Annotated in this window: 10 protein-coding genes; 9 read left to right on the top strand and 1 reads right to left on the bottom strand. The window is 43.3% G+C overall.

Going from position 1 to position 17,055, the window contains the following annotated elements; genetic code table 11:
• The first annotated feature begins 138 nt into the window (after nt 1–138).
• The 9 genes from QE422_RS14175 to QE422_RS14135 all read left to right on the top strand — a co-directional run bounded on the left by QE422_RS14175 (nt 139) and on the right by QE422_RS14135 (nt 14,874).
• On the top strand, nt 139–1,515 hold the full coding sequence (locus tag QE422_RS14175; RefSeq protein ID WP_307459635.1) for a glycoside hydrolase family 43 protein: 1,377 nt from the start codon (nt 139–141) through the stop codon (nt 1,513–1,515).
• 2 nt (nt 1,516–1,517) lie between these two features.
• The gene (locus tag QE422_RS14170) at nt 1,518–3,458 is read left to right on the top strand and encodes a glycoside hydrolase family 97 protein (RefSeq protein WP_307459632.1); all 1,941 of its coding nucleotides are present in this window, start codon (nt 1,518–1,520) and stop codon (nt 3,456–3,458) included.
• Nucleotides 3,459–3,490: 32 nt separating this feature from the next.
• Nucleotides 3,491–5,377 (top strand): sialate O-acetylesterase, encoded by a 1,887-nt coding sequence (locus QE422_RS14165; protein WP_307459630.1) that lies wholly within the window; start codon nt 3,491–3,493, stop codon nt 5,375–5,377.
• A gap of 257 nt (nt 5,378–5,634) precedes the next feature.
• Nucleotides 5,635–8,163, top strand: coding sequence for a glycosyl hydrolase 115 family protein (locus tag QE422_RS14160; protein ID WP_307459627.1), 2,529 nt, complete (start codon nt 5,635–5,637; stop codon nt 8,161–8,163).
• A gap of 305 nt (nt 8,164–8,468) precedes the next feature.
• The gene (locus QE422_RS14155) at nt 8,469–9,707 is read left to right on the top strand and encodes an IS4 family transposase (RefSeq protein WP_307459625.1); all 1,239 of its coding nucleotides are present in this window, start codon (nt 8,469–8,471) and stop codon (nt 9,705–9,707) included.
• Nucleotides 9,708–9,884: 177 nt separating this feature from the next.
• A complete protein-coding gene (locus QE422_RS14150; RefSeq protein ID WP_307459622.1) occupies nt 9,885–10,022 on the top strand; it encodes a type II toxin-antitoxin system ParD family antitoxin in 138 nt (45 codons plus the stop codon).
• Between the two features lie 62 nt (nt 10,023–10,084).
• The gene (locus QE422_RS14145; protein WP_307459618.1) at nt 10,085–10,852 is read left to right on the top strand and encodes an AraC family transcriptional regulator; all 768 of its coding nucleotides are present in this window, start codon (nt 10,085–10,087) and stop codon (nt 10,850–10,852) included.
• 30 nt (nt 10,853–10,882) lie between these two features.
• Nucleotides 10,883–11,269, top strand: coding sequence for a VOC family protein (locus QE422_RS14140; protein ID WP_307459616.1), 387 nt, complete (start codon nt 10,883–10,885; stop codon nt 11,267–11,269).
• 881 nt (nt 11,270–12,150) lie between these two features.
• Complete coding sequence (locus QE422_RS14135; RefSeq protein ID WP_307459613.1) at nt 12,151–14,874, top strand: T9SS type A sorting domain-containing protein; 2,724 nt, start codon at nt 12,151–12,153, stop codon at nt 14,872–14,874.
• 169 nt (nt 14,875–15,043) lie between these two features.
• On the opposite strand, the gene QE422_RS14130 is transcribed toward QE422_RS14135, so the two are convergent.
• A complete protein-coding gene (locus QE422_RS14130) occupies nt 15,044–16,813 on the bottom strand; it encodes a S41 family peptidase (protein ID WP_307459610.1) in 1,770 nt (589 codons plus the stop codon).
• Nucleotides 16,814–17,055: the final 242 nt, after the last annotated feature.

Below are 17,055 nucleotides of genomic sequence, written 5' to 3'. Positions count from 1 at the left end.
TAATCTTATGTGGTCTAAAATATACGTAATAATTAAAACTAAAAAATATAATGCGTCTCATATATTAAAAGCTTTTGTGACTTTTGTGGTTATAAATAGACATTCAGTATTCAATCAATAAACAATGAAATAGAAAATATGAAAAAGACTCTACAATCCATACTCTGCCTCTTCCTGATCGGATATTCAGCGGATGCATTTGCCCAGAATCCCATCATCCAGACCAACTATACTGCCGATCCGGCACCGATGGTCTATAACGGCAGGCTGTATGTTTATACGACCCACGATGAAGACGATTCCACGTGGTTTACGATGAATGACTGGAAAGTATATTCCACCGACGATATGGTGAACTGGACCGATCATGGAACCATTCTTTCCTATAACGATTTCGATTGGGCCAAGCGGGATGCCTGGGCGGCACAATGTGTGGAAAGAAACGGCAAATTCTTTATGTACGTGCCGATGTGGTCCAAAACCAATAACAAAGGCGCGATCGGCGTAGCAGTGGGCGACAGTCCGTTCGGGCCGTTTCATGACCCGCTGGGAAAACCGTTGGTACAGAGCGAATGGGGCGACATCGATCCGACCATTTTTGTGGACGATGACGGTCAGGCCCACATGTACTGGGGGAACCCGAAGCTGAAATATGTAAAACTCAATCAGGATATGATTTCCTATTCCGGCGATATTGTGGAGGTTCCGATGACCGCTGAATCCTTTGGGAAGAGGGACGGAAAAGAAAATCAGGAAAGACCGACCAAATACGAGGAAGGACCGTGGCTTTACAAAAGGAAAGACCTGTACTATCTCTTCTGGCCGGGCGGTCCGCTCCCTGAATTCATTGGTTATTCCACCAGCAAAAGCGCGCAGGGACCGTGGAAATACGGCGGAATCGTGATGCCCACCGAAGGGAAATCCTTTACCAACCATCCCGGAGTGATTGATTTCAAAGGTAAAACCTACTTTTTCTATCACAACGGCGCCTTGCCCGGCGGAAGCGGGTTTACAAGGTCGGTAAGCATAGAAGAACTTAATTTTAATAAAGACGGTTCTATTTCGCCTATCAAAATGACGAATGGAATTACCAAAGCCATTGCCTCCGTGAATCCGTACCGCTTCAACCAGGCTGAGACCATCGCCTGGTCGGAAAACGTAAAATCCTATCAGAACAAAGAAGCCGGTGTGTTTGTCAAGGCTAAAAAAAGCGGCGCTTACACCCGGGTAAAAAATGTAGATTTCGGCAAAAAAGGAGCAGCGGGTTTTACCGCAAGGGTAGGAACTACGCATAACAGCGATGTAACGATGGATGTCCGCCTGGACAGCCTTACCGGGCCGGTGATTGCTACGGTAAAAGTACCGCTCACCGGAGGTGACGACCGTTGGGAAACCGTGAAAACCCAATTGAAAGAAAAAATAACCGGGGTTCACGACCTGTATTTTATATTCAATGGGAAAGCAGCAAAGGATGTGATATTTTTCGATTACTGGACTTTTCTTGAAAATAACTGATTATGAATAAACTTTTTTTAAAACTATCATTTACGCTGGGTATTCTCCTGATGAACACCGTGAAGGCGCAGGTTGCCGAAGTCTCGAGCCCTGACGGAAAACTGAAACTGAGCGTCTATTCGGAGAACGGGAAGGCGCTGTACAACGTAACCTTCCAGGGAAAAGCCATGCTGGAAAAATCCCCGTTGGGCCTTGTAACCAACGAATCGGATTTTTCCCAAAACCTGAAATTTGCCGACAGCAAAACAGACCGGGTCTCAAAAACCTACACCAACGAAAAAATCAAAAAATCTCAGGTGGCTTACAACGCCAATACCCTGGCCATTCATTTTACCAATGCCGACCAATACCAGCTTGGTATAGATTTTCAGGTGAGCAACAACAACATCGCTTTCCGGTATGATCTCCAGCCGATGAAAGACCGTTTAAGCGCCGTGGTACAGTCGGAAATAACGGGATACCGTTTTCCTTCGCAAACCACGACGTTCCTTTCTCCGATGATGAAGCCGATGACCGGTTTCGCAAGAACCGCTCCAAGCTATGAAAGCGGCTATAAAGCAGATGCGGAACTGGGAACAAAAGCGGATTACGGTTACGTTTTCCCGGGACTGTTCCATATCGGGAACGACGGCTGGATTTTACTGTCTGAAACCGGTGTGAACAGCCTGTACTGTGCGTCCCATCTCGATACGACATCCGAAAAGAATCTCTACCAGGTGGCGTACCCGAATATGGCGGAAAACAACGGTTTCGGAAGTACCGGTGCTGCCATTTCACTGCCGGGAACAACACCGTGGAGAACCATTACTATCGGTGAGTCCTTGAAACCGGTTGTAGAAACCACCGTTCCTTTCGATGTTGTGGAGCCGATGTATGCGCCTTCGCAAAAATACGGTTTCGGAAAATCGACCTGGAGCTGGATCCTGTGGCAGGACAACAGCATGAATTACGACGACCAGAAGAAATTCATCGACCTGGCCGCGGCCATGAACTACCAGTTCATCCTGATGGATGCGCTTTGGGATAAAAATATCGGTAAAGAACGGATGAGGGAACTCGTTCAGTATGCACGATCTAGAAATGTAGGCGTTATGCTTTGGTATAATTCCAACGGAGCGGCGAATGATGCACCGATGGGTCCGAGGAATAAAATGAGCTCTGCTATCGAACGTAAAAAAGAAATGAAATGGCTGAAAGAAATCGGCATCAAAGGACTGAAAGTGGATTTCTTCGGTGGTGATAAACAGGAAACGATGCGCCTGTATGAAGACATTCTTTCCGATGCCAACGATTTTGGTATTACCATCATTTTCCACGGGGCCACTTTACCGAGAGGCTGGGAAGTCATGTACCCGAATTATGCCGGAAGTGAAGCCGTTCTGGCTTCCGAAATGCTGTATTTTTCAGAAGATGTTCGTAAGCAGGAAGCCTTTTTTGCGTCACTCCACCCATTCATCCGGAACACGGTCGGAAGTATGGAATTCGGCGGAACTTTCCTGAACAAGTATTTAACCAAATCCAATAAAGAAAAAAACAAACGTTACACGACAGACGGCTTCCAATTGGCTACGGCGGTATTATTCCAGAACCCGGTTCAGATATTTGCGGTAATGCCGAACAACCTGGAGGACGCTCCGAAATTCGAGCTTGATTTTATGAAGGAAATCCCGACCTTGTGGGACGAAACGGTTTTCATCGACGGCTATCCCGGGAAATATTCCGTTATTGCCAGAAGACATCAGGACCAATGGTATGTTGCCGGCGTAAATGCTGAAAACAACGCTCGGAAATTAACGCTGAAACTTCCGATGCTGGCCGGAAAGACGGTAAAACTCATCAATGATGACTCAAAAGGAATGACTTCAGAGAAATCCGTGACCATCAATAAAAACGGGGAATTAAAAATAGAAATCCAGTCCAAAGGCGGATTTGTTATTCATTAATCCTGATTTACAATTTAAAATAAATCTTAAAAATGAAAACCGGATATTTCAGACCGTTCCTGACTTTTAACATGTTCTTTCTGATTTTTTTCAGTCATCAGCTGGTGTTCGGGAAAATAAAACTCCCGGATATGGTCAGTGATAAAATGGTGCTGCAGCGTGATGTAGAGCTAAAAATCTGGGGCTGGGCGGATCAGGGCGAAAACATTACCATCAGGTTCCGCAATGAAACCTACAATACTTCGCCGGACAAGACCGGGAAATGGTCTGTACAGTTGAAACCGCAGAAAGCAGGTGGTCCGTTCGTGATGGAAATCAATGAAATTACGATTCGGGATATCCTGGTGGGCGATGTCTGGCTCGCTTCGGGACAATCCAATATGGAAACGCCTATTGCCCGGCTAACCGACCGTTTCCCGGAAATCAATGTTTCGGATTTCAATAAAATCAGGTACTTCAAAGTCCCTACTCAGAACAATGTGGAATCCGTTCAGGAGAACATTGCACCCGGTGGAAAATGGTTCACCGGAACGGCTTCGGAAGTGATGAACTGGACCGCTTTTGCTTATTTTTACGCGCTTGAAGCGTATGAACATACCAAAATTCCGCAGGGAATGCTGGTTTCCAGTTTGGGCGGTTCGGCCATTCAGAGTTGGGTCAGCCAGGAGCATCTGAAGGATTTTCCCAATGACCTGATTGACAAGCAGGCATTGTCCGCACTCAATTCCTCAAAACTCGACAAAGGAAGGAATCTTTGGAATCAGAAGGAATTTAACGATGCAGACTGGCAGAAAGCAAAAGTTCCCGGAAAATGGAAAGACAACGGCATCCAGGCGAAAGGTACCGTCTGGTTCAGGAAAAATTTTGAACTTCCGGCTTCTATGAACGGTAAGTTTGCCCGGCTGTACCTGGGTGTCATGGTCGACAGTGACTCGGTTTTCGTCAACGGAAAATTCGTAGGCGCCACCTCATACACATATCCGCCAAGGAAATATGATATTCCCGGCGGAATATTGAAACAGGGGAAAAATACCATTGCCATCCAGCTGACGTCCAACTTCGGGAACGGTGAATTCGTTGCCGATAAGCCTTATAAGATCGTAGGAGACGGTGTTGTGGTTGATCTAACAGGCGAGTGGAAATACAACATCGGCCGGGATATGAGTAAGGATGAAGACTATAAATCAAAGCTGAAAAACCTGCGGAATACGCCTTCCGGATTGTACAACGGGATGATTTACCCGGTCCGCGACTACAAAGTCAGGGGAGCCATCTGGTACCAGGGGGAAAGCAACGCCGGTCAGTCTGAAAACTATGCAGGTTTACTGAAAAATCTGATTGAAAACTGGCGGGAAGTATTTCAATGGGAGCAGATGCCGTTTTTACTCGTTCAGCTTCCCAACTTTATGGAAAAAACAAACGATCCCAACGCACCTAGCGGATGGGCGGGAATCCGTGAAGCTCAGTTTAAAACTTCACAAGCCGTTCCGTACACGGCAATGAGCGTGAATTATGATCTCGGGGAATGGAATGACATTCATCCGCTCAATAAAAAGGATATGGCAAAGCGCCTATTCCTGGCTGCCCGGAAACTGGTGTACGATGAGAAGCTGGTCAGCAGCGGTCCTGTTTTTAAGTCGATGAAGGTAGACAATTCAACGGTAATCCTCTCATTCGACAACGTAGGAAAAGGATTGAAAAGCAGAAATGGAGCGCTGAAACATTTTGCCATTGCCGGAAGCGATAAAAAGTTTGTCTGGGCCGAAGCCAAAATCAAAGGCAATACCGTTGTGGTCAGCAGCAAGGAAATCAAAAACCCGGTAGCGGTGCGGTATGCATGGAGCAACAATCCCGAAGAGGCGAATCTGGAAAATGCAGAAGGTCTGCTGGCATCACCCTTTAGAACCGATGACTGGTAAGTTTGATTACTTAATCTATTTAAACTAATTTCAAAAATTAACCACAAAAGTTACAAAGGACAATACCGCAATGATGAGAATATGGAAAGTTCTCAAAAGAATAAAAATCAAAGATTTTTATTCTCAGGTGGTCTAAAATATCCGTAATATTTTAACCTTCATCTCATGTGACTTATGTGCAAAAAAGCTTTTGTGACTTTGTGATTACATAAAAAGTTTAAACGATCTATTAAATAAATACGCAATAAATAACGATTATGAAGACGATATTCAACTATTTTTCTCTTTTGGTCACTTTGGTTTTGACGACCATGGTAAAAGCCGCCGACCCGTTTATTTCTTTTGTGAAGACGGAAAATTCGATGGTGTTAAAAGAAGGCAGTTCAGGACTGACGCTGTTTTCGGATAGCGATACGGATAAAGGGATTCTCCGTGCAGTGGCGAACCTTCAGTCCGATTTCCAGAAAGTCACCGGCATTCAGCCTCATCTCATTTCCCAGAATTCCGGGGTCAACGGGATGCTGATCATCATCGGCGAGGCTGGTAAGAGCAAGACCATCGATGCTTTAATTAAGCAAAAGAAGATTGACGGAAAATCCCTGATGGGAAAAAATGAGAAATTTATCATTCAAAACATAAGCAATCCGTTTCCCGGTGTTTCCGAAGCGATTGTGATTGCGGGAAGCGACAAACGGGGAACGATTTATGGCATCTATGAAATGTCGCAGCAGATCGGCGTTTCGCCCTGGTATTACTGGGCGGATGTTCCGGTTGCGAAAAAGGAAAATCTATACTTTAAAAAAGGGATCTATACCGACGGAGAGCCTGCCGTTGAATACCGCGGGATTTTCTTAAACGATGAAGAACCTTCATTAGGAAGCTGGGCCAGAGCCACTTTCGGCGGCATCAACTCCAAATTTTACGAGAAAGTTTTTGAACTGATCCTGCGGATGAAAGGCAACTACATCTGGCCGGCAATGTGGGGGAAAGCGTTTTATGACGATGATGCTTTGAGCGGACCATTGGCCAATGAAATGGGCATCGTGATGGGAACTTCCCACCATGAACCGATGGCCCTGGCGCAGACCGACTGGCACCGGTACATCAAGAGAAACAACCTGCCGAATGTCTGGGATTATTCCAAAAATGCTGAGGTCCTGCAAAAATTCTGGAAATCCGGATTGGAAAGAAGCAGGAATTGGGAAAAGCTGGTAACGGTAGGCATGCGGGGCGACGGTGATGAAGCGATGGGAGAGGGTACCAATATTTCATTACTTGAGAAAATCGTGAAAGACCAACGGAAGATCATTTCCGATGTCACCGGGAAAAAACCGGAAAGAACACCGCAGGTCTGGGCGTTGTACAAAGAAGTTCAGGATTATTACGACAAAGGAATGCGCGTTCCTGACGATGTGATTCTGCTGTTCTGCGACGATAACTGGGGCAACGTGAGAAAACTTCCGGACCTTTCCAAACCACTGCACAAAGGCGGTTACGGAATGTACTACCACTTCGATTATGTGGGCGGACCGAGAAACTCCAAATGGATCAACATCAGTCCGATCCAGCGCGTCTGGGAGCAGATGAACCTTTCTTACGAGCATAAAGTGGATAAGGTCTGGGTCGTGAATGTCGGTGACCTGAAACCGATGGAATTCCCGATCAGCTTTTTCCTGGACATGGCCTGGAACCCGAAACAGTTCAATGCCAATAACCTGTTCCAGTATACCGAAAAATGGTCGGCTCAGCAGTTCGGTGAAAAACACGCGAAAGAAATTGCGGAAATGATCAATACTTACGCAAAATACAACCGCCGGGTAACACCTGAAACCCTGAACTGGAAAACCTACAGCCTCGAGAATTACAACGAGTTTGAAACGGTTCTCAATGATTACCGCGCTTTGGCATTAAAAGCATTGCGTTTGAAACAGGACATTCCGGCGGAATATCAGGATGCCTATTACCAGCTGGTATTGTATCCGATTGACGCTTGCAGCAACCTGTACGAAATGTATTACGCCGTTGCCAAAAACAGGGAACTGGCTGCTAAAAAAAATCCCGAAGCCAATCAATATGCCAATCAGGTAAAACAGTGTTTTGAAAGAAATGCTGAGCTGGACAACTATTACAACAATGTGATGGCCGGCGGAAAATGGCAGCACATGATGGATCAGATGCGGATCGGTTACAAAACCTGGGCCGACGGAAAGGAAAATATCATGCCTGAAGTAACTTACATTTCCGAGGCGGATATTCCAAAAGAGAAGATTTTTCAGGAGAAGAACGGCTATGTTTCGATAGAAGCGGAAGATTTTGCCCGGATGCATAATTCGGATCGTATCCATTGGGAAGTCATTCCCGATTTCGGAAAAACCAAATCCGGCGTAACGACTTTTCCGCAAAATGCTTATCCGAAAGCTGACGAAAATGTGTATCTGGAATACGATATGAATTTCGAGTCCAAAGGTGAATTTGAAGTACAACTCTTGCTGGCTCCAACCTTGAATTTCAATCACAATAAAGGATTACGCTACGAAATCTCATTCGATGGGCAAGCTCCGCAGGTGGTGAATTTCAACGGCCATTATAAAGGAGAATTGGGAAGATGGCAGTCGGAACACATCATCCGATCGATCACCAAACACCAGATTGCACAGCCCGGAAAGCATACGCTGCGGTTCAGGGTGCTGGAACCGGGAATCGTACTGGAGAAAATCCTGATCGATACCGGCGGACTGAAACCAAGCTATCTCGGTGCCCCGGAAAGCGATTACACCGGAAAATAATGTTATAAAATGTAAAACCATCGGAATTTTTCCGGTGGTTTTTCTTTTGGTAATTTTAATATGCAATTTAATTCAACCGGAAAATTCGGTAACTTTAAAATATTTAACTACCAATGTGCTAAATGTATTATCAATAGCGTCGGGCTAAAGCCCAATGTCATTAAGTTAGTATTTTTTAGTGTTATGTTTTTGCTAAATTTGAGATTTAATCTTTCATTTTCTTATTATGCAAAAAAAATGTTTCAGATATTTTATTATCATTGGAGGAGGAAATCCACAGCGTGGCTATTTGTAATGAATACAGGATGAGTAGCAGAGATTTCACCCGCAAAAGGAAGTTAAGCTTTTCAAATACGCTTTTGTTTATGCTCAACTTCATTACCAAAAGCCTGTCCTGTGAGATTGTAAATTTCATTCACTATATAAGATCTTTGGGCCAGACACAGAATACTTTTACAAAAAGTGCATACGTACAGAACAGAAAAAAGATAAAGCCCGAGGTTTTTATTCATCTGAACAAGCGGCTTGTGGAAGAATTCTATACAGATAATTCTGCAGTACAGACCAAATTCAATGGTCTTCGTCTGTTGGCTATTGATGGTTCGAGAATTAATCTACCCCAAACCCCAGAGCTGGAAGAGATTTATGGTGTATCCAAAAACCAGACTTCTCATACCTGCGTACAGGCCAAAGCCTGCGTACTGTATGATACGATCAATAAAATCTGTTTAAAAGGAGTACTTTCTTCTATAGATACTGATGAGCGTTTACAGGCTCTTGAGCTGTTGGCTCATTGTTGCCATAATGATCTGCTGCTATATGACCGTGGTTTTGCTTCATTTGATTTCTTTTATCAGCATCACAAAAGAAATCTTAACTACCTTATGCGCGTAAAAGTAGGTTTGAATCAAACCATAAAAGATTTCGTCAAAAGCGGAATATCCTGTATGATAACAGACTTTAAGCCTTCTCCCAACGTAGATCTGTCAGGAAAAGATTATGGTAGAGACTATACTTTTAAGGTAAGATTGTTGCGTGTCGTACTGGATAATGGCACCATCGAAGTTCTTGCAACCTCTCTTTTAGATGAGGTTTGTTATCCTTCGGAGATTTTCAAAGCCCTATATTTTGAACGCTGGGGCATAGAAACCTATTTTGATGAAATCAAAAACAAGCTTCACCTGGAGGAATTTTCCGGTTACTCAAACAACAGCATCTTACAGGATTTTTATTCTACTTTGCTTGTAAGCAATATACAGACCCTTATTGTCAGAGAACTCGAACAGGAGCTTAATGAAGTTGATACGAAAAAGAAGTACCGATACAAAGTCAATACTTCCCTTTCTTACAGCTTGATGAAAAACAGAATTTTGAATCTGCTCTTTAGCAATGTAAAAAAAGAGGATATGGTGGCAGAGCTTAAAATTCTTTTTGCTTCTCATATGATCCCCGTCAGGCCCAAAAGATCCTTTAAAAGGAATATTTTAAAATACAGAGTCAGAGCGAAACCAAAGGTCACTAAAAACTATAAAAAAAATCTATAAGACCTTAACTTAATGACATTGGGCTTTAGCCCGATGTGAAGAATGTTGTTAAAATCCGGCTTTAGCCAAATTATGATAGGTTTTGGCTAAAGCCGATTATGATACATCGTAGGGTAAATGGGCTAAAGCCCATTTCTATTGATAATATCCTACACCAAACCTATTAAAAATAAATAAATGAAACAAAGCGCAGAAAACAAAATTCAAATCCTCAAAGATGCAATTCAGAAAGGAATCGACAGTGGAACCGCAAAAGATTTTGATGCTGAAAAACACCTTCAGTCTTTAAAAGACAAAGCGAAAAAGAGCAATTAATTTGGGCCAAAAACAAAACGGGTTAAAATAAATTATTCATCGTCCTTAAAAACATCCTGATTATGATACACTCAACAAAAAATCAACTGGAATATGCCTCACTGAAACCTGATGGCGTACTGAAAGACCTCGTGGAAAGCATCTGGATGATGAAATATCATGAGGAGGAAACGGATGGAAGCATGATTTTGCCGGACGGAAAAATAGATGTAGCATTCTTAGCCATGGAGGACGGAAGTTTTGAGATATTCATATCCGGCATCTTTACCGGTCCGGTGATCAAGCCGCCTTTTCCGAAATCGACCATGGGGGTAATAAGTTTTCACCCGATAGCCGCTGAATATATTTTTCAACGGTCCTTTGCAGATTTAAAAAACAACAGGCAGAAGCTTTCCGGCGATTACTGGGGATTCTGTACAGAAGATCTTTCGGATTTTAAACACTTTTACGAAAAAGCGTGCAACCGTATTGAATTGCAATTGACAAAAGAAGTGGATCCCCGCAAACGCAAACTGTTTGAATTGATTTATTCCTCGAAAGGAGCGACTACCGTAAAGGAATTATCCGAACAGGCAGGCTGGAGCAGCCGGCAGATCAACCGGTATTTCAATCATTGGCTGGGGGTTTCCTTAAAATCATACCTCAACATGATCCGTTTTTCAAATTCCCTGAAACAGCTGAAAAAAGGTGATTTTTACCCGGAACTGAATTACGGGGACCAGTCCCATTTTATCCGGGAAGTCAAAAAATTCACAGGCGTAAGGCCCACCATCTTAAACAAAAACGAAAACGACCGATTTATCCAATTGAGCATGATGCCTAAGGGCTAATTTTGTCTTGTTAATCAAACCAAAGAAATTATGAATTTAAATCATATCAATCTGGTCGTGAAAGAGGTAGATCAGGCCGTGCATCTGTTTACCCACTGTTTAGGGTTTCGCCTGATTGTCAACCGCAGCAGCAAAATGGCCGTACTGGAAAACGACCATAACTTCGCCCTGGTTATTTGGGGACAGGTCCTGAATAAGAAAGAAGAAGTGCCGGAATATCCGGAGAATTTCCATATCGGATTTTATCAGCCGGATGAAGAAGCGGTTTGGGAACTGTACAACAAACTCAAAGAGGAAGAAAGTCTGAAACTGGAAGCCGAACCCAGGAAAATCAGGAATACATTCGGGTTTTATTTTTACTTTGAACAATTGATGATTGAAATAAGCGTCGATCCGTTTCAGGAAAAGACCGCTTAGAATTAAGCTGTAACTACCAATTTCAGCAGATCTTAAATTTAACTAAAACGAGCTTCTATTAAAGTCATTTGATGGAAGTTTTTTTTGATGATTGCTTTTCATTAAATGAATAATAAAATCCCGGACAGATAATCCCGCTTAATGCTCATCCTGTACATCCATTCTTAATCCGACAAAGTATTTCAGGTCTTGCCTGATTTATGGAGACAGACCCTGTTTTTGGTTAATTTTTTTTCATTAAAATAAGACTTTTGGTGGTGAAAATGACCTGTAATGTGGTTTCAAAAGCAGAATGTATGAAATTTAAATCATTATACTTATGATATTTATAATTTTGATTTTCAGATATATACATTTTAATCTTAACAGGTTAAATATCAGGCTATAAAGGTTTTAAAAAATAAAGTGTAATTTATACATTTATTTCAAATAGAATGTTATATTTGTTTTAAACGGAATATGAAATTTTATTCATAACAGAATATCATTTCAGGCTTATTGAATTTTTTTGATGCAGGGCATGTTTTTCTTCACCTATGATTCATTACCATGGTGATTGTTCTGATAATGTAGGGGTCCATCCAATAAAGCTTTTCTGAAATACAATGACTTCACTGAAAATAATATACAAACACGAACCAGACAAACAGAATACTATGGATACATGACTCTTCTCTGCCTTCCGTATCTAAATACGGTTTAAACGCATCCTAATAAGATACGGAAGGAACATTTCCCACAACTTTATTGAACGATTTCAGCCTGGCTTTTGACAGCCAGGAAGTTTTCTTAGTGACAGCACTTAACGGTTTGTCATTTCGGATTAAAAATGAACTATTCTTCGGCAGCTTGCTGAAGCTTTAACCTAAAACAATAAGAATATGAAAAAACTTGCTCAGCGGATCGTCCTCACGGCAGTTTCCCTGCTTACAGGAATTAACGCGTTCGGACAGCTTACCACGGTAAGAATCAACAAAAACACTACTTACCAGAAAGTTACGGGCTTCGGCGGATTTGTCTGCAGCCCGCAGTTCGGGTACAACCACATGACGACTTCGGAAATCCAGACCCTTTGGGGCGCCAACAGCCAGGCCGGCTACAACATTATGAGACTCTACATCCCGGAAGACAGCAACAACTGGAGTTCGGTACTGGCAACAGCGCAGCTCGCCAAGTCGATGGGCTTAACGATTTTCGCCAGTCCGTGGACCATGCCGGCAGCCTGGAAAACCAATAACCATGTGAACGCGGTATATACCGACGCTAACGGCGTACAGCAGATCGGTTATCTTAAAACGGCCAATTATCAGGATTATGCCCTGTATCTCAACAGTTTTGTTACCTACCTGCAGAACAATGGCGTAAACCTGGATTATATTTCCATCCAGAACGAGCCTGACGAAATGGCGCAATACCAAGGATGCATCTGGACACCGGCGCAGATTGCCAATTTCGTACGGGACTACGGCCAGCTGATCAACTGTAAAGTGATTGCTCCTGAAAGCGTAGGTTTTACAGACAATTTCGCCAATGCCATGCTCAACCAGGCGACCATGGATAATTTTGAAGTCTATGGCGGGCACCAGTACGGCCTGATGCAGTCTGCTTACAAGCAGTTTCAGAACAACAACAAAGAAATCTGGCAGACCGAATACCTGATCAACTGGAATCCTTCCAACGCGACCCCGCGCGATTTCAGCTGGAACCTGGATGCTTTTAATTTCGCTTCCAGCATCAACAATGCCATGCTCGGAAACGTGAATGCCTGGATCCATTACGCTGCCAAACGGTATTATGCGCTAATGGGCGACGGAAGCAACGGAACCACCACCGGCGTAATGACAAAAAGAGGCTACATTCTTTCCCATTATGCCAAATATACCACCGGGAAAACAAGGATCGCGGCTACCTGGGGCGATAATACCGGCACCCTGCAGGGATCTTCCTATATTTCCCTGGATGGGAACCAGGTCGTGCTGATGGTCATTAATCCATCAGCCAATGCCTATAACCTGAAAGTGGATCTTCCGTTTTATTCCACTTCCGGAACCAAAGTGCTGACCGATGCGCAGAATAATATGGCCACCACGCCTATCACAATGGCTCAGACGTTCCGTCCGGGCGTTACCATCAATGCTTCCAGTGTGATGACTTTCGTTTTCAACAAAAGTGCCGACCGACCGGTTTCCCAGATGACCGGAAGCGATATCCGGTACAACAAGATCGAAACCATGACGACGACCAATTCGTCTTTCGGAACAGGGTACAACATCAGCAATACAACGGCTACCTTCTCCAACGCCAGCCCGCTGATCAGCAACAACATGACGGCAGCCAACGGCTATTTGCAGCTTAACGACCGCTACAACAAAATGGTGCTGCATGTAAACAGTTTCACTACGGCAGGGCAGAGTTATTCCGATAATACCACGCTGTATTACATCAACAGCCAGGGGCTTACAAAATCTTACAATTACGGAAAGATCACCTTCCCGGCAGGCGGCAATTTCGATATTACGCTGGATATTTCAAGACAGGTGTTGACCGACGGCTGTAAAGGCATTCTGGGAATCCGCAATTCCAATTACAGTTCCGTGCTGACGCTGAACTTAGGCGACGTCTATTTCAATGTAGGCAACGAAGTGGCTTCCAAATTTGCAGGCTCTTATTCCGATGGCGACAGCAACCTGATGGATGCCCTCGAAAACGGCTATTACACTTCGGTGGATTTCAGGAATACGACAGGAACAACCTCTGCCAATAACTGGCAGCCGATAAGTGCCAATTCCAACAGCATTTATTATGTACCGGCTTCGGTAACTTCTTCAAACAACAATGTGATCTCCGGAACCGCTGCCTCTAATCTCGTTCTTTCAGATCAGGGTAAAGATTTCCAGGTTCCGTTTACCTTTACGTCTGCGGCAGCGTCGTATTCCCGTACGTTTAACGGATTTGAAATGCTGCTTCTGCCTTTCACGGCTACAATTCCGTCCGGCGTGAGCGTTTATCAGCTGATGCCAAGTGCTACCGGAATCAGCTGTTCCGCGATTACCACCGGAATCATTCCGGCGAATACACCGGTATTGGTGAATGCTACCGGAGCCATTACTTTCCAGGGAACCGGAAATGTTTCCACGCCGAAAGCCATCACCGTCAACCAGATGAACGGGGTATACAACACCATTAAAGTTCCGGCCAACAGCTATGTTTTACAGACCGTCAACGGAACACCGCAATTCTCTAAAGTAGCAGCAGGAAGCGAACCGATGATCAATCCTTTCAGAGCGTATCTTACCGAGGAAAATACCTACACGGCATCAGTCCTTCCGTTAAGCTTTACGACACTGGCTACCGAAAATCTTCTTGCCGATAAGAACGAACCAAGCCTCTATCCAAGTCCGGCAAGGAATGAAATTTTCATCGACCTGAAAACTTCGGGCGCAGCTTCCGTATTCGAGGCCAAAGGCAGTCTGGTAATCAGAGAAACGACGTTACGTTCCGGTAAAAACCGTATCGATATCGGCCATCTTCCTGCAGGAATGTATCTGGTGGAAATTTCCCAATCCGGAAATAAATCCGTTCAGAAAAAGTTTATTAAACAGTAAATTTAAATCAGGATTATTTTTTATACTTCAAAGCCACCATAACCGGTGGCTTTGTTTATTGGTACTCAAACCTCACAGGTTTTTAAAACCTGTGAGGTTTTTTTAGCTTTATCAAACATTATAGTTCATTAATAAGGTTCAATGGAAGTCCGATTTACCAGGTGCTGATTTATTTTTTCTGATCAATCAGTTCCAGTGCTTTTAAAAGAAGAAGATCTTCCTTGTTGCGGGTGCTCTGGATCGTGGGACGTACTACGACATCCGGTTTTATACCAATACGCTGGGTTTCCCCTCCGTCCGGATAATAAATACCCAGTCCAGAAAAAATGATCTTATTGCCGTCAGTCAGTTTTATAGATGTTTTATTGCCGTCGGCTCCTGCGGTCTGGCTGCCTACAAAAATAACATTGGGGACTTTCTTGAAAACCATGGCCCACATTTCCTCCGCACTTACGGTATGTTCATTGATAAGGACGACCACCTGTCCCTTGTATGGATCAGGATTCTCTTTTCCTGCAAACTTATACTCTTTATTCACGATATTGTCTACAAAACAAAATCTACCCGGTTGAGTGAAATTGGGCTGGGTTTTTATTCCGTAAACAACAGGCTTGCTGAGTAAATAATCAAACACTTTAAGCAGGGAACCATTGTCATTGTAGCCGCGCAGGTCAAAAACCATCCCTTTGGTATTTTTGTATTGTTCCATCAGGGCAGGAATTTCTGCTCCCTTCAATGATGCAAATTCGAAATACACTTTATCATCGATGGGGAAGCTTGGGTTCAGGCGGCTTTCTTTCTCATTATAAGTTAAATAGTTATAGGTTTTTCCTTTGTACACCAGGTGAAGATCCGGGATTCCGTCTTTATCCCATTCATTGTTAAAAATGCGGTTCATCCGTTCCACGGTGGTCCGGAAGTTTTCCCCGTTCTTGTGAACTCCTTCCACTACGAAGGTTTCCTCATCCCCGCTGAAAAGGTAACTGTATGCCTCACGCAGTTCAACGGATGTATTGGAAAAGGCAAAATATTTCGACTTTTCCTTTATGCTTTTTAGAATAGATTTACCGTTAATTTTAGTAATCAGGTCGCCGGTTTCCAGACCAGCTTTCTTCATTTTGGCGTCATCCTTACTTCCTGTAATGAGCACGGCATTGTTAACCATCTGAAAAATGAAAGGCGAAGAAAGCTTTCCCACTACATTATACTGATAGGTCTTTTCAATTCCGACATGGGTATCCTGCAGCTCAGCAGCCAGCTGCATCACTGCCGATTCATAATCTTTCTCATTGTTGATCTTTTTAAATAAAGGAATGTATTTTTTCAGGATATCATCCCAGTTATGGTCAAGGAGATATTTATAAGGATAAAAGTATTCAACCACATTCCAGATCCTGAATAAATCCAGCATTTTAACGTCTTTTGAAAAAGTACCGTACACTTTTTCATTGGCACTGCTGAAATAGATGCCGCTTTTAGCTGTATTGGAATAAAAGCTGCCGACATTTTCGGGTGTATTAACCAGATGGAGGAGACGGTTTTTATTCTCAGGGCTCACTTTTCTTAATTTTTCGATCCATGAAGCATTAAAATTCCGGAGAGTAATGCTGTCACATTCGCTCTCCTGCTTAGGAATTTTATCAAACTTCTGTTCGTCCGCGGTATTCAGCCAGTTTTTTATGAGCCGATCGGTTCCTGCTTTTGAATCTTGGCGGAAACTTGTCAATAAAACGGCATCCCAATCTGTTTTTCCCTGGGAAACGGCAGGATGATAATATTTGATCAATCCCCAGACTTTTCCCATTTCATAAAGGTCACGGTCAGAAAAGGTACTCAGCTGGGCAGAAAGGGTAGAGGTGATTAAAGATAAGATCAGGATAATGGATTTCATAGTTGGATTTGGCTTTTGGTATTCATGAATATTGCTGACAATTTTCATGGGCTTAAATTAGCTGTATTTTATGAAACTGCGATCATTTATTTTTTTATTGTTTACAGGAGCGGTTGAAACATGACCTTTTAAGCAGATCAACATTTATAAAGATTAAATGATAAGTTCAGTTTAGGTCTCCATCAGCAGATAAAAATCAGGAATCGGGGCTGCTTTCTGTTATGTATCATAAAACATCAGACCTGATCATTCAGAAAAGCAGTATTCCGTAGGAATACCATCTGTGTAGC

Origin of the sequence: Chryseobacterium sp. SORGH_AS_0447, from assembly GCF_030818695.1 — a bacterium.
Taxonomy (GTDB): Bacteria; Bacteroidota; Bacteroidia; order Flavobacteriales; family Weeksellaceae; genus Chryseobacterium.
The sequence above is the reverse complement of the archived record's forward strand: the minus strand, read 5'-3'. Positions and strand labels throughout refer to the sequence as shown.

Bases quoted from the DNA above. Each gene is read 5' to 3' on its own strand.
- QE422_RS14175 (WP_307459635.1), top strand. From the start codon at position 139: ATGAAAAAGACTCTACAATCCATACTCTGCCTCTTCCTGATCGGATAT.
- QE422_RS14170 (WP_307459632.1), top strand. From the start codon at position 1,518: ATGAATAAACTTTTTTTAAAACTATCATTTACGCTGGGTATTCTCCTG.
- QE422_RS14165 (WP_307459630.1), top strand. From the start codon at position 3,491: ATGAAAACCGGATATTTCAGACCGTTCCTGACTTTTAACATGTTCTTT.
- QE422_RS14160 (WP_307459627.1), top strand. From the start codon at position 5,635: ATGAAGACGATATTCAACTATTTTTCTCTTTTGGTCACTTTGGTTTTG.
- QE422_RS14155 (WP_307459625.1), top strand. From the start codon at position 8,469: ATGAGTAGCAGAGATTTCACCCGCAAAAGGAAGTTAAGCTTTTCAAAT.
- QE422_RS14150 (WP_307459622.1), top strand. From the start codon at position 9,885: ATGAAACAAAGCGCAGAAAACAAAATTCAAATCCTCAAAGATGCAATT.
- QE422_RS14145 (WP_307459618.1), top strand. From the start codon at position 10,085: ATGATACACTCAACAAAAAATCAACTGGAATATGCCTCACTGAAACCT.
- QE422_RS14140 (WP_307459616.1), top strand. From the start codon at position 10,883: ATGAATTTAAATCATATCAATCTGGTCGTGAAAGAGGTAGATCAGGCC.
- QE422_RS14135 (WP_307459613.1), top strand. From the start codon at position 12,151: ATGAAAAAACTTGCTCAGCGGATCGTCCTCACGGCAGTTTCCCTGCTT.
- QE422_RS14130 (WP_307459610.1), bottom strand. From the start codon at position 16,813: ATGAAAATTGTCAGCAATATTCATGAATACCAAAAGCCAAATCCAACT.